The sequence below is a fragment of the Arthrobacter ramosus genome, assembly GCF_039535095.1.
Taxonomy (GTDB): Bacteria; Actinomycetota; Actinomycetes; order Actinomycetales; family Micrococcaceae; genus Arthrobacter; species Arthrobacter ramosus.
Window position 1 is genome coordinate 5079093 of record NZ_BAAAWN010000001.1, and the last position, 24227, is coordinate 5103319.

16 protein-coding genes are annotated in these 24227 nt (G+C 63.4%); 11 read left to right on the forward strand and 5 right to left on the reverse strand.

What is annotated here, in order from left to right; translation table 11 throughout:
- Positions 1–139: 139 nt before the first annotated feature.
- Genes ABD742_RS23430 through ABD742_RS23440 form a run of 3 tightly spaced genes read right to left on the reverse strand, consistent with a single transcriptional unit; the run spans position 140 to position 7614 of the window.
- Positions 140–3049: a TIM-barrel domain-containing protein gene (locus ABD742_RS23430; RefSeq protein ID WP_234751720.1), complete on the reverse strand. Its 2910-nt coding sequence runs from the start codon at positions 3047–3049 to the stop codon at positions 140–142.
- On the reverse strand, positions 3046–6381 hold the full coding sequence (locus ABD742_RS23435; protein WP_234751723.1) for a TIM-barrel domain-containing protein: 3336 nt from the start codon (positions 6379–6381) through the stop codon (positions 3046–3048). The genes ABD742_RS23430 and ABD742_RS23435 overlap by 4 nt, the downstream gene beginning before the upstream one ends.
- A gap of 30 nt (positions 6382–6411) precedes the next feature.
- Complete coding sequence (locus ABD742_RS23440) at positions 6412–7614, reverse strand: ROK family transcriptional regulator (protein WP_234751725.1); 1203 nt, start codon at positions 7612–7614, stop codon at positions 6412–6414.
- A gap of 185 nt (positions 7615–7799) precedes the next feature.
- Between ABD742_RS23440 and ABD742_RS23445 the strand changes: the two genes are divergently transcribed.
- From ABD742_RS23445 to ppgK, 8 genes are all read left to right on the forward strand, one after another.
- On the forward strand, positions 7800–9014 hold the full coding sequence (locus ABD742_RS23445) for an ROK family transcriptional regulator (RefSeq protein WP_234751729.1): 1215 nt from the start codon (positions 7800–7802) through the stop codon (positions 9012–9014).
- A complete protein-coding gene (locus ABD742_RS23450) occupies positions 9011–9976 on the forward strand; it encodes a carbohydrate ABC transporter permease (protein ID WP_234751731.1) in 966 nt (321 codons plus the stop codon). The genes ABD742_RS23445 and ABD742_RS23450 overlap by 4 nt, the downstream gene beginning before the upstream one ends.
- Positions 9969–10784 (forward strand): carbohydrate ABC transporter permease, encoded by an 816-nt coding sequence (locus ABD742_RS23455; protein WP_234751734.1) that lies wholly within the window; start codon positions 9969–9971, stop codon positions 10782–10784. Before ABD742_RS23450 ends, ABD742_RS23455 begins: the two co-directional genes overlap by 8 nt.
- A gap of 41 nt (positions 10785–10825) precedes the next feature.
- A complete protein-coding gene (locus ABD742_RS23460; RefSeq protein WP_234751737.1) occupies positions 10826–12076 on the forward strand; it encodes an ABC transporter substrate-binding protein in 1251 nt (416 codons plus the stop codon).
- 94 nt (positions 12077–12170) lie between these two features.
- Positions 12171–13349 (forward strand): glycoside hydrolase family 15 protein, encoded by a 1179-nt coding sequence (locus ABD742_RS23465; protein WP_344789201.1) that lies wholly within the window; start codon positions 12171–12173, stop codon positions 13347–13349.
- Entirely contained in the window at positions 13346–15598 is a 2253-nt protein-coding gene (locus tag ABD742_RS23470; RefSeq protein WP_234751741.1) for a glycoside hydrolase family 31 protein, read from the forward strand. Before ABD742_RS23465 ends, ABD742_RS23470 begins: the two co-directional genes overlap by 4 nt.
- A 111-nt stretch (positions 15599–15709) precedes the next feature.
- Entirely contained in the window at positions 15710–16708 is a 999-nt protein-coding gene (locus ABD742_RS23475) for an aldo/keto reductase family protein (RefSeq protein WP_234751743.1), read from the forward strand.
- A gap of 66 nt (positions 16709–16774) precedes the next feature.
- Complete coding sequence (gene ppgK, locus ABD742_RS23480) at positions 16775–17611, forward strand: polyphosphate--glucose phosphotransferase (protein WP_344789203.1); 837 nt, start codon at positions 16775–16777, stop codon at positions 17609–17611.
- Here ppgK and ABD742_RS23485 read toward each other — a convergent pair.
- Positions 17608–18312 carry an alpha/beta fold hydrolase gene (locus tag ABD742_RS23485; protein WP_234751746.1) on the reverse strand — a complete coding sequence of 235 codons (705 nt, stop codon included), beginning with the start codon at positions 18310–18312 and terminating at the stop codon, positions 17608–17610. The genes ppgK and ABD742_RS23485 overlap by 4 nt on opposite strands.
- Positions 18313–18386: 74 nt before the next feature.
- Complete coding sequence (locus ABD742_RS23490) at positions 18387–20303, reverse strand: FAD-binding monooxygenase (RefSeq protein WP_234751748.1); 1917 nt, start codon at positions 20301–20303, stop codon at positions 18387–18389.
- Positions 20304–20489: 186 nt separating this feature from the next.
- Between ABD742_RS23490 and ABD742_RS23495 the strand changes: the two genes are divergently transcribed.
- The 3 genes from ABD742_RS23495 to hpaE are packed head-to-tail and all read left to right on the forward strand — an operon-like array spanning position 20490 to position 24199.
- The gene (locus ABD742_RS23495) at positions 20490–21947 is read left to right on the forward strand and encodes a fumarylacetoacetate hydrolase family protein (protein ID WP_234751750.1); all 1458 of its coding nucleotides are present in this window, start codon (positions 20490–20492) and stop codon (positions 21945–21947) included.
- Positions 21940–22614 carry a GntR family transcriptional regulator gene (locus tag ABD742_RS23500; protein ID WP_234751752.1) on the forward strand — a complete coding sequence of 225 codons (675 nt, stop codon included), beginning with the start codon at positions 21940–21942 and terminating at the stop codon, positions 22612–22614. Before ABD742_RS23495 ends, ABD742_RS23500 begins: the two co-directional genes overlap by 8 nt.
- A 58-nt stretch (positions 22615–22672) precedes the next feature.
- Positions 22673–24199, forward strand: coding sequence for a 5-carboxymethyl-2-hydroxymuconate semialdehyde dehydrogenase (gene hpaE / locus ABD742_RS23505; RefSeq protein WP_234751754.1), 1527 nt, complete (start codon positions 22673–22675; stop codon positions 24197–24199).
- The last annotated feature ends 28 nt before the right edge of the window (positions 24200–24227 follow it).

Consider the following 24227-nt stretch of genomic DNA (forward strand, 5'->3'; position numbering starts at 1 on the left):
GTCCTGCCAGAGGGCCACTCCGATCACAGGAGCGGCCTCTCTGGCCCTGTCGGTCTTCTATTGTTGATACGCGCTCACGGCCTCATGGTCATGCATTCGGGGTCGCCGCGGCCCTACGGACCATTTCGGTCCCCGGGCATTAGAACCCTCCCGACGTCGCGCCGGCAGACCCAAACGAGGGGGTCGTTAAGGTCGAGTTGGAGCCTGGTTGCCAGGCGTCTGCGGATGCGGGGTAGTTGGCTTCCTGGCGCTTGATGCATTTCCATTCGATGGCAGTGTTCGGCGGGAGGTCGCTGATCGTTCCGGTCCAGGTGGGGTAGGAGGTGGGGTCGAGCTTGACGGCGCCGGCCGGTGACCAGTTCCCCAACCCGGGGACGTTGCCTACGACGTAGACCGACTGCCCGCTCGTGGTGGTGCCGTTTGAGCAGGTGAAGCTGGCTGATACCGGGGTCTGGCCGAGGGTGAACTGGAAAGACTTCGTGGTCCCGACCGCGGTGCTGTCGGATTTAGCGACGACGAGGTTGCCTCCAGCGTTGTACCAGCCGCTGGCGGCGGCATCGAAGGCTGCCTTGTTCGCGTACTGGGTCAGCGGCATTCCGTTCAGCGTTACGGCGGAGGCCTGGGTTTCGTCGGTGACGAGTTGGACGACGTTCTGGCGGCTGTCCGGCGCTCCGGTGTAGGTGCCTGATGATGCGGCGATGTTCACGGTTTCGGTGGACCCTGACAGTTGCTGGGTGATGCCGGTGAGGCGCTGCGCCCCGGTCTGGTAGTTGACCGACTTGCCGTCGTCTTCGGTAAGGGTGAAGTTGGAGGCGTTGGTGTCGGGGTAGACCTGGGCGACGAGCTCGTTGCGGGTGGTGGCGTCGGTGCGGGCGCCGGTGACGTTCATCGTTTTGTCATCGACGTACATCTTGGGCAGGATCGCTCCGGCCTTGGCGAATGCGGGGAGCTGGAAGACTCCGTTGGTCCATTCGGGCAGGTTGTTCACCCACTGGCCGGTGCTGACGTACTTCTTGTTCGTGTGGTAGTCGTACCAGGTGCCGGCGGGCAGGTACATGTTCCTCTGCCGTTCGCCTGATGCGGCGACGACGCCGACAAGCATGTTCGGTCCGATCATCTTCTCGCTGCCCATGGTGCGGACGTTGGGGTCGTTCTGGTAGTAGTACACCAGCGGCGGGGCGAGGGGGTCTCCGGTGCTGTAGGCGTTGTGCGCCACGGAGTAGTAGTACGGGGTGAGCTCGTAGCGCTGGCGGAGGTTGGCCAGGTTGCTGGGGACGTCGCCGATCTTGTCGGGGGCTGTCTGCTGGCAGTTGCAGGTGTTGTCGGTGTGGGGGCGGATCGGGACGTCGAACCATGCGGAATTCGCGAACCATTGGGTGTAGATCTCGTTGATGTCGGACCCGGCGATGGCCTCGTCACGGTGGAAGCCGCCGATATCGGAGCCGAAGTAGTCGATGCCGGACATCGACATCTCCATCTGGACGTTGGTTTGGTCTGCAAGGGCGGTCATGCGGGTGGCGATGTCACCGGACCACATGGCTGCGCCGTCGCGCTGGATACCGGCGGCTCCGGAGCGGGAGAGCAGGAAGGGCCGCTGGGTTGACGAAGCGGCGGTGTACCCCTTGGCGACACTGTTGGCCCATTCCAGGGCATACAGGTTGTGGTAGTCGGCGTGGGCGTGTTTGCCGGGCAGCAGGCCGGAGGTCCAGTCGTTGGAGTCATACATTTCGGGTTCGCCGAGATCGAGCCAGTGGCCGAGGATGCCCATGTTGACGAGTGGCTGTTCCTTGGTGGCGGCCCAGTAGGCGCCGGCGGCCGGCTGGGTTCTGTCGATCATGCTTCCGCGGCCCCACCAGTCGTTGGCGCTGAGGTAGACGGGGTCGCAGGTGGGGCAGCCGGCGCGGGCCAGGAAGCCTTGGTTGGCAAGGTTGGTGTATTCGGGGAGTCCTTTGCCGATGTAGGACTCTTCGATGGTCATGAGGCCGACGCCCTGGTTGTCGCGGTAGTCGGCGATCTTGGACGCGGCGTTGGGGAAGTTGGTCGGGTCGAACTGGAGGGTACCCATCTTGGTGTTGTCCGAGCCTGCGGTGACGCCACCGAACCATTGCAGGTCGAGCATGAATCCGTCGACGGGGAACTTGTCGGCGCGCAGGCCGGCCAAGGTGTTGTCGATTTCGGTCCAGTTCTTGTACCCGTATTCGGAGTTCCAGAGCCCGAATGCCTTCTGCGGTGGCACCGGGGGGTGGCCGGTGAGGTTCATGTAGCTCTTGCGCAGGTCCGGCAGGCTGGGACCGGCCATGACGTACCAGCGCAGCTGGTCGCCGTAGGTGTCCATGGTCCAGGGGTCTGCGGTGAGGTTCCAGTCCTGCTTGTAGACCTGGTCGACGAAGAGGCCGTAGTTGGCATTGTTGGCGCCGACGGCGAAGAGGACGGGGATCTGGGTGTTTCCGACTGGGCCGTTGTCGACGTCGTAGTTCATGGTGTTGCCGTAGGCGCCGGGGGAGGAGCGGTCGACTCCAACCCTGTCGCCATCGGCATTGCCGCCGGTGAAGAATTCTTCGCCGAGGCCGTAGGCGTCCTGCATGGCGGACTTGGTGAAGGACAGCCCCTTCCACGCTGCCGTCAGGTTCCGTGGGCAGACTGTGTGCAGCAGCAGGGCCGGCGTCCGGGTCGTATCCGTGACGTCGGCGCACATGGTCGTGGTGTTGACGCTGACCTGGATGTGCGCGCTGCTGGCGGTCGAGGCGGTCTGGGTGAAGGCGGTGGGGCCTGCGTAGCTGGTCGATGCGACTTGGTCGGTGGTGGGGATGGCCACTCCGGCGCCGGGCCCGGATCCGGTGCCCATTTCGAAGTGGACCAGGTCGTCGCTGAGGAACTCCGCGACCAGGTAGTCGCCGGCTCCGGTGAACTGGACGCGTTGGATCCCTGCCGCGTGGGCCGGGACGGCGGTCACAAAGGTGGCCCCGGCGGTTGAGGAGAGCAGCAGCATCATTCCGACGAGGATCCCGCTGAGGCGGTTTCGGCGCCGGTCTCGGCGCGGGGCGGTCATGGCCTGCCCACTGTGAGGTTGTCGAGGTTGATGGCGGCTGTGTTGGCCGTGTCGTAGGAGATCTTCACCGAGCGCCGTCCTGAGCTGAGGGTGGTGCTGATGGTTGCGGTGCCCCATGTGTCCCAGTTGGCCAGAGTGGGCAGTGTGAGGGTTCCGACGGAGGTTCCGTCGACGTAGATGGTCCGGGTGGCTGGCCCGCCTGTGGCGTTGGCGTAGCGGAAGGTGAGTTGGTGGGTTCCGGTGGCGTTGGCGCTGACGTCGAATGTGAGGGAGGAACCGGCGGCGGTGAAGCCGTCGACGAAGCCGGTGCCGGTGAATCCGGGGTGGTTGGTGTTGGTGGTGGTTCCTGTTGCGGTGGCGAATTCCGCTTCGTATGCGCTCTTGTTGACCCCGGAGAGGATGACGGTGCGGGTGGTGGTTCCGGAGGCGATCTTGATGAGTGTGAACTGCTGGACGGGATCCCAGTACCAGCCGGTTGCCGCGGCGGTGAGGCCGCTGAGCGTGCTGTAGGCGGTCAGGGCGATTCCGTCGACTGTGATGGTGCTGGGGACGGTGGTGTTGACCTGGAGGGTTGCGGTGGTGGCGAGCGGCGGCACGGTGGCGATGACCTGGTGGCTGCTCCAGTTCTCAGTGCTGGTGATCTGCTTGACGGTACCGGCGGCGTCGTCGAAGTAGTCGGCCGAGGTGGTTCCTGCGGGGTAGATCCGGAAGACCAGGTTCGTGTAGTTGTAAACGTCGTTGCCGATGCTTCCGCCGTATTCGTAGTTGGCGTTGAGGTTCAGTGGGATGATGGCGCCGTCGCGGGCGTACACCGGGATGGTGGAGGTGTCGGCGATGTAGGTCTTGTTGCCGGGACCGGAGGCCTTGCCGCCGTTGGTGACGTCGTGCCATTCCCCGCCGGGGAGGTAGAGCGTGACCGAGGTCGCCCCTTGGGTGGTGATCGGGGCGACGAGCAGCTGGCGGCCGAACATGTACTGCATGTCCAGGGGGGCCGCCGAGGCGTCCCCGGGGAAGGCCAGCCGCATGGTCTGCAGCAGGGGCAACCCGGTCAGGGAAGCGTTCTTGGCCTCGGTGTAGATGTAAGGGATCAGGTTCATCCGCGTGTTGGCGAACTTGCGGAACGTGGGGACCACCGTTGTGTCGCCCGTGCGGGCCTGGACGTTCCAGGGGGTCCGGGCCTCTGACGGACTGGGATCGGACTTCTCGGAGTGGTACTGCATCATCGGTGAGTAGGTCTGCTGGGCGGCGGCCCGCAGGTAGAGCTCGCTGCTCGGGAAGGTCCCGGTGAAGCCGGCCATGTCCCACGCCCAGAAAGGAATGCCGGACTCCCCGCCGCTCAGGCCTGCACGCAGGGCCTGCTGGAAGGCCGAGAACGTCGAGGCCTGATCCCCGGCCCAGTAGATGGAGTGTGCCTGCGCACCCGCGGTTCCGCCGCGGCTGAACAGGACCCCGTCTCCGTTCTTCTTGGTCTGAACATAGGTGCCGTAGGCGCCGGTGTAGGCGTTGGTATACCCGTTGTGCATCTCGTCGCCCTTGCGGCCGTCGGAGAAGGAAGCGTTGCGGCCGAAGACCATCTCGCCGCCGTCGGTCTTCATCCCGTCGATGCCGACATCGTCGAAGAGGTAGGCGCGCTTGCTCATCCACCAGGACGTCGCCGCGGCATTGGTGAAGTCCGGCATGGTGCTGTCCCCGAACCATTCCCCGGTGGGGATCCGGTATTGCCCGCCGACCCCGTCTCCGATCAGGTAGCCCTGGGCGGCGGCGTAGCTCTGGTCGTTGAGGTGCTGCTGGGGCGCGGTGGCGGGGTTGGTGCTGAAGTCCTGCTTGAGCACGGGGATCTGCCACAGGACGACTTTGATGTTCTGGGCGTGGGCGGCGGCGACCATGGCCTTGGGGTCGCTCCACTCGCCGCCGGACGGGAAGGTGAGGTCGGTGTAGGCCAGGGCGCCGCTGCCAGGCTTGGCGGTGTAAGTCGCACCGTGCCAGACGTAGAAGGTGGCCTCGTCGCTCCACTGCTCCAGGACCAGGACACTGTGAGGGATGTTGTTGCTTGTGACGTTGGCGAGCTCGTTCGTGACCTCGGTCTGGGTGTTCCACTCGTTGGCGGACATCCACAGGCCGAACGCCCATTTCGGGGGCAGCCATGGGCGTCCGGTGAGAGAGGTGTAGGCATCCAGGATGTTTCCCTGGGTACCGGTGAGGAAGTGATAGTCGACGGTGGAGTCGAGCGCGCCGCCGGTGTCGACGGTGAAGCCGACCATGTCGGAGAGATAGGTGCACACATTGAACAGCGAGTAGCGCGTGCTGGGGACGTACACCCCGTAGCCTGCGGAGTTGGTGAAGAACGGGACCGACATGTAGGTGCGGTGGGTGGGTCCTTGATCCTGGTACTGGTTATAGACGTAGTTGTCGACGTCGTGGCCGCGCTGGTCCAGGTAGTCGTACCGTTCGCCGAAGCCCTCGAACCGTTCTCCGGCGGGGGTCAGCCAATGGTCCTCGATCTTGGTGACTGTGGTGGCGCCGTCGCTGGCCCATCCGGTGTTCCGGAATATGGCCGGGTCGTACTGTTGGGCAATCAGCGTGGTGCCGTCGGCCTTGTAGACGGAAACGCGGTAGGGGCTCTTCTGGATCTTCACCTTCAGCGCGCTGGTGGCCAGTTGTAGCGTGGTGCCTGTGTCGGTGACGGTGTAGCCCGTGGCGCCCGTGATATTCAGGCCGGTGCCGTGGGGTGCGATCTGGACGTGGAAGCGGTCTGGCGCAGGGAAGGTGTAGCGGATCTTGGGGGAGAAGCTGCCGGAGGTGTCGCTGACAGCGACGTCGACCGAGGTGCCGTTGTCGGTGTAGCCGCTGACGTTGCCGGTGCCGGACCAGTCGGTGACGGCGAAGCTGAACGGGCCGCTGGTGATCGCGCCTGCGCCGTCGACGTCGGCGTGGACGGTGTAGGTGATCTGGTCGCCCCTCGCGAAGGAGCCGAGGTTGACCTTCCAATAGCTGTTGTTGCCATTGTTGTAGTCGAAGGAGCAGCCAACGTCGGTCTGGGCGACCCCGTTCTTCGTCCAGGAGACCCAGCATGTCTGTCCGGGAGAGATTGGCCATGTGGTCGAGTGCAGCTGGACCGTCTGGGTGGACATCGGGTCGCGCGGACCGCGTTCGGTCGGCGTGGTGCTGTACAGCTGGTCGTAGCCGGTGGGCCCGTGGAAGACGCCGGTGAGGGTGTCAGCTTTGGCCGATTCTGCGCCGAAGACCGCCGGTAGCAGGGCCAGGGGCACCGCGCCCAGGATGCCGAGGACGGCTGTGCGGCGGGATATTGTCGGCGTGACTGAAACGGACATCGTTGCCCTGCTTTCTTTTGAGAGTGAAGCTCACCCAGCGGAGCGGCCGATGAGGGTCGGCTCGTCGCTGTTCAAGCGGAGGTTGGGTTCGAACAGCTCGTTGAGCAGGAGGCTTGCGGCTCCGCGTGCCCAGGCCTCGTCGTCCCACGCCTCGGCGTGGATCGAGAGTCCGTCCTGCAGTCCGTCAAAAACGGTCTCGTTGAGAGCGCGGCGGAACGCAGGCATGATGAGGTCGAGATTATGCGTACCTTCGCCGGCCAGGAGGAGCCGGTCAGGGTTCAGGATGTTCACGACGTTGCCGACAGCCCGCCCCAGATGTTGGCCGGCCTCGGCGAAGACCCGTGCTGCACGCTGGTCCCCGTCCCGGGCCATCGTGCCGGCCTCGTCGACCGAGACGCGCCGTCCCAGCTCACCCGCGAGGGATCCCAGGAGGGCCGGCTCGCCGATCACGGCCTCCAGACAGCCGCGGCCACCGCACTCGCACTCCGGGCCTTCGGGCACCACCTTCATGTGGCCGAGCTCGCCGGCACCTCCGCGGCTGCCACGGAACAGGCGCCCGTCGAGCACCATGCCCATGCCGACGCCGCGTCCTATGGTCACGACGGCGAAGTTCTTCACGCCCCGCCCGGCCCCCCAGCTCTGCTCGCTCGCCACCAAGGCGTTGACGTCGTTGTCGATGAGAACCGGCAACCCGATCGCATCTGAGAGCCGTTTGGCGAGCGGTTCGTTGTGCCAATCGAAGTATGTGGCGTGGCGCACACTTCCCTCATCCCGGTCGATCACCCCGCCCATGCCCAGCCCAACGCCGAGGATCCGGCCATGGCCGGCGGGAGCAAGCGCCTCGACTGTGCTGACGATGCCTGCCACTACCGCGCCGGGCGTCGGTAGCGCCAGGGCGGCGTCGGCTCGGGCCACGACGTTGGCGTCCAGGTCCGTCAGGACGCCGATGGCCCGGTTCTCGGTCAGTTTGATGCCGACGACGTAGCCGGCGCGTTGACGCAGGCCAAGGAGCACTGGTGGCCGCCCTCCCGCCGATGCGCCGGTGGCCCGCTCTTCGACGAGGCCTCGGTCTATGAGCCGTGACGTGATGGCAGTGACCGTCGGGCCGCTGAGTCCGGTACTCCGGGCGATGTCCGCGCGGGAATGGAGCGACTCGCCGCGCAGCTCGGCGAGCACGAGGGCCTCGTTGATCTCCCTGATCAGCCCTTTGTTGCCCGCACGGTCGATCCTCACAGCGCACCCAACCTTTCCGAAGTAACTAAATTAAGTCGCCGAACAAACGCTAGGGGAGAGCGGGCTGCTCCGCAAGAGGAATTTTCTGCTCGGACCAGGAGGCAGCCTTTGAGCATAAGAGACCCCTTGACGTGAGGTGCGTCATAGTTCTAATCTTCATTTAGTCGTAAATAAAGGAGAATACAATGGTTCGGCCGAGCGGCAACGCTGACGTTACGCGGTCTGCGATCCTGGCATTTCTTGGTACCTCCGGTGGTGCGTCCCGGGCTGACTTGGCAAGGGCACTTGGAGTCTCCCCGGCTCTTATGACCCAGCTCATCAAAGAGCTCATCGCGGACGGCCTCGTGAGGGAGCTGTCAATGTCTCCCTCCAGCGGCGGTCGTCCTGCACGGATGCTGGGCCTTGCCACCGCTGCAGGGCGCGTGGTGGGTATGAAGATCTCGAAGGATCATGTTGCCTTCGTTGAAACGGAACTTAGCGGGCATGTAGTCCGGTCCGGCAATAGGGCATACGACGCTTCCTCGATCACATCGCTTTCCGACGTCGTCTCACTGGTCCATTCATTCGTTGGCGAAGATCGTGTCACCCCCCTCCTGGGAATAGGCGTCGGTGTTCCCGGATCGGTGGATGGGCAAGGTAGTGGTGTTGTTGATTCAAGCCTCCTGGGGTGGCGGCAGGTACCGCTTGGAGCGGTTCTGAGCCGGGAACTCCATGTTCCGGTCCTGGTGGAGAACAATGTCAACGCCCTCGCTGTAGCCGAACGGCTCTATGGGTCAGGCCGCGAGCATGCCGAGTTTCTGGTTGTGACGATCGGCGAAGGCGTCGGCGCGGGGTTTGTCACCGGCGGTGCGGTCGTGCGCGGCAGCAGAGGCGGTGCCGGCGAAATCGGTCACATACCCGCAGTTGCGGATGGACCTCTTTGCACCTGCGGTAACCACGGATGCATCGAGGCCCTGATTGGGGAAAAGACACTCGTCGCGAATGCGCGGCAATCCGGAATCATTTCGTCATCAGAGACCATGGCAGATCTGCAAGAGCGCGCAAACGACGGTGACCCCCTCGCCCAAGATATTTTCAGGGGAGCCGGTCAGCCGCTGGGGCGAATCGTCGCTGGTCTCGTGCAGATCCTGGATCCGGAGATTGTGATCGTCAGCGGGGAAGGAACCCGTGGATGGCGCCACTGGGCAGCAGGATTCGAACGATCATTCCGGGGTGCCCTGACGGCAGACCGCCGGAGCATCCCCGTGATCGTCGAGTCCTGGGACGACGAGGCCTGGGCCCGCGGAGCCGCCGCGCTCGTGGCGTCTGCGCCCTTCTACAGCGAAGAAAGTTCAGGTGAGCAGGGGAGACGGGTTCGTGCCCGGCTCACCCACGTACCGGCGGAGGTAGGAGGATTGTGACCGCTCTGCAAGACTCGAGGTCCGGCAGCCCCGGACCCACGGCAACAACGAAGCGCTACCGAGGACCCGGGATTCGGCGTAAAGCAACCGGCAATCGTCTCAGATACGGGCTGACTGTCGCCGTTTTCCTCATGCCGAGCGCGTTGCCACTGTTGTTCTTCACCATCATTCCCATGTTTTCCGCGTTCTGGATCAGCCTGAACCAATGGAATCTAGTCGGTCCGATGAAATGGGTTGGCCTTGGGAACTACGGCAAGCTCATCGGCGACCCCGGCACGCAGGGCGCCTTCCTGCACACCATCTACTACATCGTCGGATACCTGCCGCTTGTGTACATCGGCGGGCTGGCCATAGCGCTTGCCCTCAATTCCCGGATCAGGGGACGCAGCATGATGCGCGGCCTTTACTTCCTCCCCGTGGTGACCAGCTGGATCGTCGTTGCACTCGTCTGGCGTTGGCTACTGAATCCCAGCACGGGAATCGTCAACTGGCTGCTTGGACTCATCGGCGTGACAGGGCCGGGATGGTGGACAGATCCGGCATGGTCCATGCCTTCGATCATCGTGGCTTCGGCGTGGAAGGACCTTGGCTTTGTCATGGTGATTCTGCTCGCCGGCCTCCAAGCCATTCCGGAGGACCTTTATGAAGCCGCGACTGTCGACGGCGCCGGCCGGTGGAGGCGGCTGTTCAGCATTACGCTTCCCATGCTTTCCCCCTCGACATTCTTTGTCGTTGTGTTGTCGCTGATCAACGGATTCCAGGTCTTTGACCAGGTCTATGCCATGACCGGAGGCGGCCCCAACAACTCTTCCCAGGTCGTGGTCGAGCAGATTTACGACCTCACGTTCCGCTACGGCAGGGCCGGCGAAGCATCGGCTCTGTCATGGCTACTGTTCCTTTTCATCCTGGTCATCACTCTGATTCAGGTGCGCGGTCAAAAGAAATGGGTGCACTATGCGTAAGCAGCGTCCCTCGATCACCCTGAACATCCTCGTCCTCGTTGGCGCCCTCATGATGGTCTTCCCTTTTCTTTGGGCGTTCGTAACGTCCATCAGCCCCGGCGCAGGCCTCTCCGCGACACCGCAACTTATCCCGGAGAATCCTTCACTGTCCGCCTACGCTCAGTTGCTCCAACGGCTCCCGTTTGCCCAGATCGTCCTTAACAGCCTGATCCTTGCCATCCTCACCGCGGTGTTCCAGCTTGTCACCAGCTCACTGGCCGCCTATGTCTTTTCCCGGATGCCGTTCAAGGGGCGAAATGCGGTGTTCGCCGTGTATCTGGCCACCATGATGATCCCGATGCAGGTGCTGGTCGTCCCGTTGTTTGTCGAGATGAAAAGCCTGGGCCTTATCGATACCTATCTCGGCGTATTGATGCCGGGGATCGCCAGCGCCTTCGGAGTGTTCCTCCTGCGGCAGGCAATGAATTCTGTGCCGCAGGACCTGGATCAGGCCGCGACATTGGATGGTGCTGGCCACTTCCGGATCTTCGGCCTCATTGTGCTTCCCCTGGTCCGTCCGGCGCTGGCGACACTGACGGTGTTCGCGTTCCTGAATAGCTGGAACAGCTTCCTTTGGCCGCTGATTATCCTGCGCACCCCCGCAATGAAAACCCTTCCCGTGGCGTTGGCGGGACTGCAAGGCCAGTACACAACCCAGTGGGACATCGTGATGGCCGGATCTGTGGTCAGCGTCCTTCCAATGCTTGCCCTCTATATCTTCACCCAGAAGTACATCATCCAAGGGGTTGCGGGCACCGGACTCAAATAGACCGGATCGGCCAGTTTCCTCACCTATCAATGGAGATACACATGAACAAGAAACCCCTGGCATCGCTGGGTCTCGCTCTCACCGCAATCCTGGCCATGTCAGGCTGTGGATCGGCGGCAAGCTCAAATGTTTCAAGCACCGAAAAAGTAACCATCAAATACTCAAACTTCATCTCGAACGGAGGCAACGAGAAGAATCTGGACACCATTGTCCAGGCCTTCGAGAAGGCCAACCCGAACATCACCGTCCAGGTCACCACCTTGCCTTACAAGGACTACGCGACGGCACTCCAGACAGACCTGGCCGCTGGGACCCAAGCCGATACTTTCGATATCGAATACGCGAACCTGCGCTCCTACGTGGCCAGTGGGGCTGTCGCTCCCCTCGACGGAGTCGACGGTTCCAAGTACAAGCAGTCCCTGCTGCAGTCCTACCAGTCAGACGGCAAGCAGTACGCGCTGCCCAGTTCCTTCTCCGACGTTGTCCTCTACTACAACAAGGCGCTCTTCGACGCTGCCAAGGTCGCCTACCCCACGTCCAGCTGGACATGGGCTGATGAAACGGCTGCTGCAAAGAAAATCACGGACAGCGCCGCGGGTGTCTACGGGGACTACCAGAGCGTGAGCTTCTACGAGTTCTACAAAGCACTGGCCCAAACCGGCGGCAAATTCCTCAACGACGACGGCAAATCGGTCGCCTTCAACTCGCCCCAGGGCATCAAAGCTGCCGAATGGCTGGCAGGTAAGAGCGGAACGACCATGCCTACACCCGCGCAAGGCGCCGGAACCCCGGACTTCGACACGAAACTGTTCAAAGACGGCAAACTTGGCATGCTCCACAGCGGCATCTGGGTGGCCAGCAGTTTCGCCGGTTCACCCAAGAGCTGGGACATCGTCGTCGAACCCGGAGACACACAGAAGGCAAGCGCGGAGTTCTCCAACGCCATTGGGGTATCCGCCAACTCCAAGAACAAGGCCGCAGCCCAGAAATGGGCCGAATACATGACCAGCTCAGACGTCATGGCACAGACCCGCATCAGCGCAGCATGGGAACTCCCCGCCACCTCCGATGACTCAGTCCTGAAGCCCTATCTCGCAAAGGACAAGCCGGCAAACCGCAAGGCCATCTTCGACGCCCTTGACAACGTCGCCCTCCCGCCGGTCATCGGCGACAACCAGCAAAAAATGGTCGACATCATCACCAACGCTCTTGGCGAAGTCGAAGCGAAACGCTCCAGCGCGGCCGATGCCCTGAAGGGCGCCGCGGACCAAATCAACGCTCTGCTGAAGTAAACCGGGCACAGTCCGAACAAAGCCGGTGAGCGGGCCGCGGTAACACCGTGAGCTGCCGGCACCGCGACCCGCTCACCATCTGAAAGAGAAGCCAATGACAATGCAAGGTTCAACGGTAATGCGCAACGGAGATCCCGCGGTCCGTTCGATAGTCGAAGCCGGCATCCGGCTCATCCTGGAACAGCAGACCTCCGGGGGCGCCTACCCGGCAAGCCCCTCGTTTTCCGCCTACGCCGGGTACTGCTGGTTCCGCGACGGCTCGTACATCGCTGACGCCATGTCCGCCGCCGGACACATCGAATCCGCCGAACTGTTCTTCGACTGGTGCTCGAATGCCTTGACTTCCCGCGCCGGAAGGATCCGCCATATCGTGGCTGAAAGCCTCGCCGGCAGGCCGGTGGCCGGTGACCAAATGCTGCCCACGCGTTTCACTCTCGACGGAGCCGAAGGAAACGACGACTGGTGGGATTTCCAGCTCGACGGATACGGCACCTGGCTTTGGGCCCTGGCTGAACACAGCGCCCGCCATGACCGGCCACTGGAACGCTGGACCGAGGCCATGGCTCTCACCATCGACTACCTATCGGCCTCCTGGGAACGGCCCTGCTATGACTGGTGGGAAGAGTCGGCCCAACACGTGCACGTGAGCACTTTGGGTTGCGTCGCCTCCGGATTGGCCAGCATCGCCCGAACCGGGCTGATCGAGGAGTCACTCTCAGAACAGGCCACCTCGATCGCGGACCAGATCCGCCGACGAGTCCAAGACGAAGGTGTCCAGGACATCCATCTGACGAAATGGCTGGGAACAGACACGGTAGACGCCAGCCTCCTCTCGCTGATTGCTCCGATGAACTTCCTGCCCCCGCACAGTCCCCTGAGCGCAGGGACCATCGCGGTCATCGAAGAGCAGCTCACCGTCGACAACGGCGTTCACCGGTATCTTGCCGACACCTACTACGGCGGCGGCCAATGGCCCTTACTTAGTTGCTTCCTCGGCCTGGCCCAGGCCGCTGCCGGAAACCGAACCAGAGCCCACGAGCTCCTCGAATGGGCCGCCTCGACCGCCGGCGCGAACGACGAACTTCCCGAACAGGTTGACCATCACCTTCTTGACCCCGATCATCTTCAACCTTGGAACGAGCGCTGGGGTTCCTCTGCAAACCCGCTGCTGTGGAGCCACGCCATGTTCATCCGCCTCGCCATCGCCCTCGGCGTCCCCTACGACACCGCCGATCCGACTCCGGCTCCAGCAGCGAAAGAGAACGCTAAATGATCCGCCACAAACCATTCGGCTCCGGCCACCCCTACGTCGCCGACACCGATCAGCGCAGCCCGTCCCATCCCGTCGCAGGGGAGCCCGTCATCCTCGGCGTACGAACCTCGCCGGAACTGACCGACGTGATCTGCGAACTCGAAGTCACCCGTCGCAGCGGCGCTGTCACGCAATTGACCGAAACCCTCCAACGTGTACCGGCGGCATCGCGCGGACAGGTCATCGATGGCGGCCACCTGGCATCGGCCCAGGCCAAACTCGCCCGTTCAGCTAGCGGCTGGCAGGTAACCCTCGCGCCGGCGGAGCCCCAGACAACATACAAGTACCGTTTCACGGCGCAGACCCGGAACGGCGGGACGGAAAAGACGCGGTGGTTCAACTACAGCGCCGCCACCTGGGCTCCCGCCAGCCAGGCCCTAAAGATCATTGGACCAGACCGCGTCATCGCCGACTCCGTCGAGGTGTTACATGATGGTGTCCGGCCCTTGCGTGTTCGTTTCGCTCTCCCGTTGGCCCTTAACGAGCGTGTCACCGGCTTCGGAGAACGCTTTGATGCCCTTGACCACCGCGGGACCAAGCTGGACGCGGTCGTCTTCGAGCAATACAAGAGCCAAGGAGCGAACCGGAAGACCTACCTGCCGATGCCCTTTGCCCATGTAGTAGGCGGAGACGGCTGGGGATTTCACGTCGAAACCTCCCGACGCACGTGGTACGACATCGGTGCCTCCGACGAACACCGCCTCGTCATCGAAGCCGAAGTCGGCCCAGAACCCCTGAACGGGGACACTCTTCTGAACCTGAGGTTCTTCGAAGGAACGCCCACGACGGTCCTGAAGTCCTTCCTGTCCGTCGCCGGCAGCGCCAAGGAGCTTCCGGCCTGGGTGTTCAAGCTCTGGGCCAGCGGCAACGAATGGAATACCCAGTCCGAGGTCATGCGACAGATGGATCTACATAGGGAAACAGGTATTCCCGTTGGGTCCGTCGTCATCGAAGCCTGGAGCGACGAGTCTACATTCACGGCATTCCGCGACGCAGAATACGAACCAAATCGCGACGGTTCACCGCACCGCCTCGGCGACTTCACCTTCCCGGATCATGGTGCCTGGCCGGATCCGAAGGCCATGGTTGATAGCCTTCACTCCCGGGACATCCGGGTGGTTTTGTGGCAAATTCCTCTTATCAAAATGCGGCCGCACCCACATGGCCAAGCACGTTTCGACGCTGAAGCTGCGGTTCGTGAGGGGCGGCTCATCCGGGAGGAGGCCCCGGACGGCAGCCTGCGCCCCTACCGTAACCGGGGATGGTGGTTCCCGCTCAGCCTGATGCCGGACCTGACCGACCCGGAAGCCGCCCGATGGTGGACCGAGAAGCGACGCTACCTCGTCGAAGAAATCGGCATCGACGGGTTCAAGACCGACGGCGGAGAACACGCCTGGGGCGAAGAACTCCAGTATCTGAACGGAATGCGCGGAGACGAAGGAAACAACCTCTTCCCGGTCGCATACGCCAAGGCCTACGGTGACCTTCTTGAATCCGCAGGAAAGGCGCCCGTCACCTTCAGCCGCGCCGGGTTCACCGGTTCCCAGGCCCACGGAGCCTTCTGGGCCGGGGATGAGAATTCCACTTGGGACGCATTCCGTTGGTCCCTGTTTGCCGGACTCTCCGCGTCAGCAAGCGGAGTCTTGTATTGGGGCTGGGACTTCGCCGGCTTCTCAGGCGATGTCCCGACCTCGGAACTATACCTGCGGTCGGCTGCAGCAGCGGTTTTCGTGCCCATCATGCAGTACCACTCCGAGTTCAACCATCACCGGAAGCCATCGAGGGATCGCACTCCGTGGAACATTCAGGATCGGACGGGGGATGAGACTGTCATCCCTGTGTTCCGGGAACTCGTCGAACTGCGCGAACGCCTCGTGCCCTACCTGGCAGAGCAGGCCCGCAGGGCTATCGACACCGGAGCCCCCCTCATGCGCCCGCTGTACTTCGACCACATCGAAGACCAGGAGGTATGGAAGCATCCACTGCAATGGATGCTCGGCGAAGACCTTCTTGTATCTCCCGTCGTCGACGAGGGAGTCCGCAGCTGGACGGCTTACCTCCCGGGCGGCAACTGGGTCGATGCCTGGACGGGAGAAATATACGCCGGCCAGCGAACCGTCGAGGTACCTGCGCCGTTGAACCGCGTTCCCGTCTTCGTCAGGGCGGAAGCCTGGGACGAAATGAAGGACATTTTCACCCCGACCGCCTAACAAGACCCGACGGTCAGCCCTTCCGCGTTGGGGAATTATGATGGTTCCTCGACGCGGAAGGGGCGAACACTCGCCGGGATCCGCCCCGGACACCCAACTCGAAGGAAGTCCTTGGAATACAGGAAACTTGGCCGAAGCGGCATGTATGTCAGCGAGATCGCCTACGGCAACTGGCTGACCCACGGATCGCAGATTGATGACGACTTGGCAAGACAATGCGTACATGCTGCCCTGGACGCCGGCATCAGCACTTTCGACACCGCAGACGCATACGCGGAGACACGCGCAGAAGCCGCACTCGGCTCGGCGCTTGCCGGAGTCCGGCGCGAAAGCGTGGAGATCTTCACCAAGGTATATTTCCCCACGGGGTCGGGAAAGAACGATCGCGGACTCTCCCGGAAACACATCATGGAAGCCATCGATGGAAGCCTCCACCGGCTCAAAACAGACTACGTAGACCTTTACCAGGCCCACCGATTCGACTACGAAACGCCCCTCGAGGAAACGATGCAGGCTTTCGCCGACGTCGTGCGTGCCGGCAAAGCCCACTACATCGGCGTCTCCGAATGGACAGCGGATGAGATCCGGTCAGCAGCTGCCTTGGCTAAGGAACTCAACGTCGGGCTGGTCTCCAACCAACCTCAGTACAACATGCTATGGAGGGTTGTTGAAGCAGAAATCATCCCGGCCAGCGAAGAGCTCGGGATGAGCCAGCTTGTCTGGTCACCCCTTGCCCAAGGAGTACTGACGGGCAAATATTCACCAGGAATGGGCGCCCCCGCCGGTTCCCGCGCCACCGACCAAAACGGAGGCAAAGACACGATGGGTAAGTGGCTGGGCGATGACGTTCTCGCCAGGGTCCAGCGCCTTGAGCCCCTGGCAGCAAGCGCAGGGATTCCGCTTAGTACCCTCTGTCTGGCGTGGGTGCTTCAGAACCCGAATGTATCTGCTGCCATCGTCGGAGCCTCCAAACCAGAGCAGATCAAGGAAAACGCCAAGGCCGCCGGGCTCACGCTGGAGGACGCACTCCTGAAAGAGATCGATGAAGTCCTCGAACCCGTCATCGAACGCGACCCGCGCAAGGTCGATAGCTGCCACAGCAGGCCTTGACGACCATTAGGGGCAGCAGCGACAACAAAGCTGCCGCCCTTAAACAGATCAAAGAATCGGAACGATATGTCTATAAACATGACAAGTGCCGGCCATTTCATCGGCGTTGACATCGGTGGAACCGGCGTCAAGGGCGGGATCGTCAACCTTGAAAAGGGTGAGATCCTGTGGGGCTGCGTTCGTCTAGCCACGCCCCAACCGGCTGATCCGGAATCCGTCGGCGATGTTGTTCGGCAGCTCGTGGACGAGCTCACCGCAGGAAGCGAAGCAGGACGTGATTCAACCGTTGGCGTAACCTTTCCGGGCATCGTCCAGCACGGCACGTCCCGATCAGCGGCAAACATGGACAGGACCTTCATCGATTTCGACATCGGCACCCATTTCTCCGATCGCATTCGGCGACCGGTCGCCGTCCTGAACGACGCCGACGCCGCAGGTCTCGCGGAAGCCCGCTACGGCGCCGGAAAGGGAACGTGCGGCACGGTTTTGGTCATTACCCTAGGAACCGGGATCGGATCAGCCCTGATTTTTGACGGAAACGTAGTGCCCAATGTCGAGCTCGGTCACATTTCCATCGACGGTCACGACGCTGAAACCAGGGCATCCGCCGTCGCCCGTGAACGTGACGGATTGGGCTGGCAAGAATACAGCGTCCGCTTGCAACGTTACCTTTCTGAACTTGAGTTCATGTTCTCGCCTGAACTCATCATTGTGGGCGGAGGCATTTCCCAACGAGCCGACGAATACCTGCCTCACCTCAACCTGAGGACCCCCGTCGTTCCCGCGAAGCTCAGGAACGACGCCGGCATCGTCGGCGCCGCCATCCAGGCTGCGTCAGCCACATCGGGCCTTCGGGGTTCTACTTCTCCCACGAGGCGATCGACTGGATCGAATCAGCCCTAGCCCGTCCGCTCAACCGCCGCAAGAATGGCTTTTCCGAGTTCGATCGGTTTGGTGAACTGGGGCCAGTGACCGGTCGGCAGATCCATGAATTCGACGTCGTTGATGCGCGCGAGCTCGGCCACGAAGGGATGGCCGGATTCGATCCATTCTCCGAGCAGGCTGGAGGGGAACTCGCACGCGATGATGGTGGCCGGGACGTCGTAGCGGCGCACATCGTGCAAGCGCTGCTTATCTGTGGTGACGTTCTTTGGTTCCGGGATGGCCCGTGCGCGGAAGGCAGCCCGCAGCTCGTCATTGAGGTCCACGAGGTCCTCGTTTTCGAAAAGCTCCCATGGTGGCAAGGGCACGGCGTCGCCCTCAACAGGCAGTTCGTCGTTGATGACGCCGCCCTCGCCAAGCGGTCCGCTGTCCACGTACACCGCCCGGACCACGCGGTCCGGGCGGGCGTCGACGGCGCCGTGGATGATGGCACCTCCGCCGGAGTGGCCGACCAGTACAACGGGATTGCCAACAGCGTCGACAGCCGCCACTACGGCGTCGATGTGATCCCTGAGGCCGATGCCGGACCGTGGAGCGTCAACGGCCTCCAGCCCAGGCAGTGTGAGCGGGTGAACCGTGTGCCCCGCAGCAACGAGCGGCGGCGTGACCTCCGACCATGAAGAAGCGTCCAACCAGAATCCGGGAACCATGATGATGTCCATGCCGGTACCCTACGACGGGCCACCGACAGAATGAACCCTTCGACAGGTTCGGCGGGTCAGGCCTCCCCAACAGCTCACACGGCCGCGGTCCGTCCCGATCGAAGGAGGGGCGCGAAGAACGCGGCGAGTTCCGCCGTCGCGGTCAAGGGCAAAACGTTCGCCACGTACTGGTCCGGCCGCACTACCACAACGACGCCGCCGCGGTCAAGGCCGCGCAACTCGAAGATGTCAGCGGAAGGGTCGGTGCCGTAGACGTTCTCAAGGTACGTGAGCTTGAACGGTCCGACCTGCGGCTTGAATGCCTCCGGCACGGCCCCGATGTCGACGCTAGTGTGCTCCTGCTGGTAGATCACCTTCACGTCGAACCACGCGTCACGGTCAGCGCCCGACGGCGTTGCGGCCAGCGGCGAGTCCGGCGAGTTCGCGATCCACTCGGCAAAGTCGACGACCGGCGACGTTCCGCCTTGTGCCGTCCCGGCCTTGCTTGCGTCCGCGAAGACGTAGATGCGCCACCGTCCGTCCGCCTTGGCCTGGTGGCCGAGTTGCACCGGGTTGGTGTCGCAGACGCGCACCACGGGCGCGGACTTGAATCGCTTGCCGATGGTGAATCCCGTGGCCAGGCCTTGGTGTGTGGGCCCGGCGATGAGCGGCGAGGGGGCGTAATGGGTCATGAAACCGGCAGGGAACTCTGCCGTGCTCACGTAGAAGTTCTCCAGCTCGGTGGGGTCCTCAAATTCCTCGGGCTTCTTCGCCATGAGCGTGGACCACTCTTTGTCGAAGTCGATGAGGTTCTTGGCAACGACTTGGCGCTCGGCCGAGTACGTGGACAGGAGGTGCTCCGGGCTGCGGCCCTCGAGCACGTGCCCGAGCTTCCAGGCCAGGTTGAACCCGTCCTGCATGGAGACGTTCATGCCTTGCCCGGCCTTTGCGCTGTGGGTGTGGCAGGCATCGCCCGTAATGAATACGCGCGGCGTGCGGGTGCCGCGCTCGTCCGGAAGGACGTCGTCGAACCTGTCAGTGAGGCGGTGGCCCACTTCGTAGACGCTGTGCCAGGCGACGTTGCGCACATCGAGCGTGTAGGGGTGGAGGATGTCGTTCGCTTTGGCGATGATCTCCTCGATGGTGGTGCTGCGCACGGAGCGGTTGTCATGCCGGTCCACCTCGCCCAGGTCGACGTACATGCGGAAGAGATGGCCGCCTTCGCGCGGGATCAGCAGGATGCTGCCGCCCGTGCCGGACTGGATGGCGCATTTCGTGCGGATATCGGGGAAATCCGTGACGGCAAGGACATCCATGACGCCCCAGGCGTGGTTGGCTTGGTCGCCGGCGAGCGTGCAGCCGATCGACTCCCGCACCTTGCTCCGGGCGCCATCCGCCCCCACGACGTACTTGGCCTGGACAATCCGCTCCTGGCCTTCGTTGGGTCCGGCGGTGTGGAGAAGGGTAACCGTGACGGGGTAGTCGCCCTCACCGCTGACCTCGAGGCTGCGGAACTCGTATCCGTAGTCGGGAGTCATGCGGGTAGGGGAGTTCGCCATGAACTCGGCGAAATAGTCCAGCACGCGCGCCTGGTTGACGATGAGGTGCGGGAATTCGCTGATGTCCCCGGTCGGATCGTCGAGGGCGCGGGCGGTCCGGATAATGCACGCGGGGTCCGCGGGGTCCGGCTTCCAGAAGGCCATCTCGGTGATCCGGTACGCCTCGGCGATGATCCGCTCGGCGAATCCGAAGGCCTGGAAGGTCTCAACGCTCCGGGCCTGGATGCCGTCGGCCTGGCCGATCGCGAGCCTCCCGGCGCGGCGCTCCACGATCCGGGTTGTGACGCCCGGGAACTGGGACAACTGCGCGGCGGCGAGCATGCCGGCGGGGCCGCTGCCCACGATGAGCACGTCGACCTCGTCGGGAAGATCAGCGGGCCTGTCGATGCCAACGCCGGCGGCCGCTTGGACTCGCGGGTCACCGGATACATAACCGTGGTGGTGGAACTGCATGGGCTTTCCTCACTTCATTGTGTGGTTGTTCAATTATGGAACTGTGAATTCTATATTTGAACCCCGGATTGAATTCTAACTGTACGGCAGGCGTGGCGGGGGTTACAAGGGTGAGAGGGGTTGACGTCCCGAAGCTCCCGGGTCATAGTTATCGTATACGATTTCGTACTCGATGAGGAGTAAATCTTGGAAAAGGTCACCGACCACATCCTGGCCGCGGCCCGCAAGGTCATCGCGGTGCATATCAACTACCCCAGCCGGGCGGCCCAGCGTGGCCGTACGCCGGAGCAGCCGTCGTATTTCCTGAAGCCATCGACTTCCCTTGCTCTCAGTGGCTCGACAGTGGAACGTCCGGCCGGATGTGAACTCCTCGGGTACGAGGGCGAGATAGCGCTGGTCATCGGCAAGCCTGCCCGCCGCGTGGGCCCCGGGGACGCGTGGAGCCACGTTGAGTGGATCACGGCCAGCAACGACCTGGGCGTCTACGACCTCCGCTACGCGGACAAGGGCTCCAACCTCCGGTCCAAGGGCGGCGACGGCTTTACCCCGGTGGGCCCCGCGCTCATCCCGGCCGCCGACGTCGACCCCTCCAAACTGCGCATCCGCACCTGGCACAACGGCGAACTCGTCCAGGACGACACCACCGAGGACCTGTTGTTCCCGTTCGCGCGCCTCGTGGCCGATCTCTCCCAGCTCCTCACGCTCGAAACCGGCGACATCATCCTGACCGGCACCCCGGCCGGCGCCTCGGTCGCCCAGCCAGGCGACGTCGTCGAGGTTGAAGTCACCGCCGGCGGGCTCAGCAGCGGCCGTCTGGCCACAACAGTCACGGAAGGTACGACGCCGTTCGCGGACTTCGGTGCCCGGCCCAAGGCCGATGACATCCAGCGGGAGGAAGCGTACGGTTCCCGCGAAGCCGCCGGCCTCGCCGTCGTCGTGCCTGTCCTGACCCCGGAGCTGAAGAAGAAACTCGAAAGCGTCGCGACCGCGACGTTGTCCAGCCAGTTGCGCAAGCGCGGGCTGAACAACGTGAGCATCGACGGGCTGCAGGCCACGCGCCCGGACCGCCGCGTTGTCGGGCTCGCCCGGACGCTGCGTTATGTGCCCAACCGCGAGGACCTGTTCAAGACCCACGGCGGAGGCTTCAACGCCCAGAAACGTGCCATCGACTCCGTGAACGAGGGCGAGATCCTGGTCATGGAAGCCCGGGGCGAAAAGGGCACCGGGACGGTCGGCGACATCCTCGCGCTGCGTGCCCAGATGCGTGGCGCTGCGGCCATCATCACCGACGGCGGCGTCCGTGACTACACCGCGGTGGCAGGACTGGACATGCCCACCTACTTCGCCAACCCGCACCCCGCTGTGCTGGGCCGCCGGCACATCCCCTGGGACACCGACATCACCATCGCCTGCGGCGGGGCCACGGTCCAGCCCGGGGACATCATCGTGGCCGACTCGGACGGCATCCTGGTGATCCCGCCGGCCATCGCCGAAGAACTCGTGGATGAGTGCATCGAGCAGGAGAAGGAAGAATCCTTCATCTTCGAAATGGTCAAGCAGGGCAACAGCGTGGACGGTTTGTATCCGATGAACGCGCAGTGGCGTGCCCGTTACGAGGAGTGGGAAGGAGCCCAAGGTGACTGAAACCGCCGTCGGGAGCAAGTCCGAGCAGGCTTATGCGGCCGTGAAGGCCCGCATCGTGGAGGGCATCTACACGCCGGGTTACCGGCTGGTGCTGGCCAAGATCGCCGAGGACCTGGGTGTGAGCGTGGTTCCGGTCCGGGAGGCGATCCGCCGCCTCGAGGCCGAAGGGCTCGTGAAGTTCGAGCGCAACGTCGGCGCCACGGTCTCCGGGATCGACCCCACGGAATACCTGTACACGATGCAGACCCTGAGCATCATCGAGGGAGCGGCGACGGCGTTGTCCGCACCCCTGATCGGCGCCGCGGATATCGCCCGGGCCCGTGCGGTGAACGCCGAGATGCGCGACTGCCTGGAGCATTTCGATCCGGTCCGCTTCACGGCGCTGAACCAGGATTTCCACAGCGTGCTCTTTGAACATTGCCCCAATCCGCACATCCTGGACCTCGTGCATCGGGGCTGGAACCGGCTCGCCTCGATCAGGGCCTCGACGTTCCGCTTCGTCCCCGGCCGTGCGCAGGAATCCGTCAAAGAGCACGAGTCGCTGCTTCAGCTCATTGAAAGCAACGCCGACCCCGACACCATCGAACAAGCCGCCCGCCGGCACCGCAGCGCCACCCTCGACGCGTACCTCGCACAAAGCAACGCGGGGTCACTTAGCGCCCATTAAGCGGCCCAACATGGGCCGTAAGTGACCCCGCGTTGCCAAAAGTAAAGGAAGAGAAACAATGACGTTCACCGCACCAGAAACCACCACCCATTACGTCCCGAAGGACCTTCCCACCCACATCCAGCACTTCATCAACGGCAAGTTCGTTGACTCCGTCAGCGGCAAGACCTTCGACGTCCTGGACCCGGTCTCCAACGGCAACTACGCCACCGCCGCGGCCGGGCAGAAGGAAGACATCGACCTTGCCGTCGCCGCAGCCCGCGAAGCCTTCGTGAACGGCCCGTGGCCGAAGATGAAGCCGCGCGAGCGTGCCCGTGTCTTGAACAGGATCGCCGACGCCGTCGAAGCCCAGGAGGAGCGCCTCGCCGAACTCGAAACTTTCGATACCGGCCTGCCGATCACCCAGGCCAAGGGCCAGGCCCTGCGCGCGGCGGAGAACTTCCGTTTCTTCGCGGACCTGATCGTTGCACAGTTCGACGACGCCATGAAGGTCCCCGGCGCCCAGATTAACTACGTGAACCGAAAGCCGATCGGCGTCGCGGGCCTGATCACGCCGTGGAACACCCCGTTCATGCTCGAGTCCTGGAAGCTTGCCCCGGCCCTGGCCGCCGGCAACACCGTGGTCCTCAAGCCGGCCGAATTCACCCCGCTCTCGGCCTCGCTCTGGGCCCAGATCTTCAAGGACGCCGGCCTGCCCGACGGCGTGTTCAACCTGGTCAACGGGCTCGGCGAGGAAGCCGGCGACGCCCTCGTGAAGCACCCGGACGTGCCGCTGATCTCCTTCACCGGGGAGACCACCACGGGCCAGACGATCTTCCGTAACGCCGCAGCCAACCTCAAGGGCCTGTCCATGGAGCTGGGCGGCAAGTCCCCGTGCGTCGTGTTCGCCGACGCCGACCTGGACGCCGCGATCGATTCGGCCCTGTTCGGGGTCTTCTCCCTCAACGGGGAACGCTGCACCGCCGGCTCCCGGATCCTCGTCGAACGCGCGATCTATGACGAGTTCTGCGAAAAGTACGCCGCCCGCGCGAAGAACATCGTCGTCGGCGACCCGCACGACCCCAGGACCCAGGTCGGCGCCCTCGTCCACCCCGAGCACTACGCCAAGGTCGCCTCGTACGTGGAGATCGGCAAGTCCGAAGGCCGGCTGCTGGCTGGCGGCGGACGCCCGGAACACCTGCCCGCAGGGCTCAACAACAGCAACTACATCGCTCCGACGGTGTTCGCCGACGTCGCCCCCGACGCGCGGATCTTCCAGGAGGAGATCTTCGGCCCCGTCGTCGCGATCACCCCGTTCGAGAACGACGACGAAGCGCTCGCCCTCGCGAACAACACCAAATACGGCCTGGCGGCCTACATCTGGACCCAGAACCTGACCCGCGCCCACAACTTCGCCCAGAACGTCGAAGCCGGCATGGTGTGGCTCAACAGCCATAACGTCCGGGACCTGCGCACGCCGTTCGGCGGCGTCAAGGCTTCCGGCCTGGGCCACGAAGGCGGCTACCGCTCGATCGATTTCTACACCGACCAGCAGGCCGTGCACATCACCCTCGGCGCTGTTCATACTCCTAAATTCGGCGCCTAACCCAACTAACTCGCACTTGTTGTCGTTA

What these genes read in the sequence shown, in the direction of transcription:
- ABD742_RS23430 (WP_234751720.1), bottom strand. Translation starts at nt 3,049, where the DNA reads ATGACCGCCCCGCGCCGAGACCGGCGCCGAAACCGCCTCAGCGGGATC.
- ABD742_RS23435 (WP_234751723.1), bottom strand. Translation starts at nt 6,381, where the DNA reads ATGTCCGTTTCAGTCACGCCGACAATATCCCGCCGCACAGCCGTCCTC.
- ABD742_RS23445 (WP_234751729.1), top strand. Translation starts at nt 7,800, where the DNA reads ATGGTTCGGCCGAGCGGCAACGCTGACGTTACGCGGTCTGCGATCCTG.
- ABD742_RS23455 (WP_234751734.1), top strand. Translation starts at nt 9,969, where the DNA reads ATGCGTAAGCAGCGTCCCTCGATCACCCTGAACATCCTCGTCCTCGTT.
- ABD742_RS23460 (WP_234751737.1), top strand. Translation starts at nt 10,826, where the DNA reads ATGAACAAGAAACCCCTGGCATCGCTGGGTCTCGCTCTCACCGCAATC.
- ABD742_RS23465 (WP_344789201.1), top strand. Translation starts at nt 12,171, where the DNA reads ATGACAATGCAAGGTTCAACGGTAATGCGCAACGGAGATCCCGCGGTC.
- ABD742_RS23470 (WP_234751741.1), top strand. Translation starts at nt 13,346, where the DNA reads ATGATCCGCCACAAACCATTCGGCTCCGGCCACCCCTACGTCGCCGAC.
- ppgK (WP_344789203.1), top strand. Translation starts at nt 16,775, where the DNA reads ATGTCTATAAACATGACAAGTGCCGGCCATTTCATCGGCGTTGACATC.
- ABD742_RS23485 (WP_234751746.1), bottom strand. Translation starts at nt 18,312, where the DNA reads ATGGACATCATCATGGTTCCCGGATTCTGGTTGGACGCTTCTTCATGG.
- ABD742_RS23490 (WP_234751748.1), bottom strand. Translation starts at nt 20,303, where the DNA reads ATGCAGTTCCACCACCACGGTTATGTATCCGGTGACCCGCGAGTCCAA.
- hpaE (WP_234751754.1), top strand. Translation starts at nt 22,673, where the DNA reads ATGACGTTCACCGCACCAGAAACCACCACCCATTACGTCCCGAAGGAC.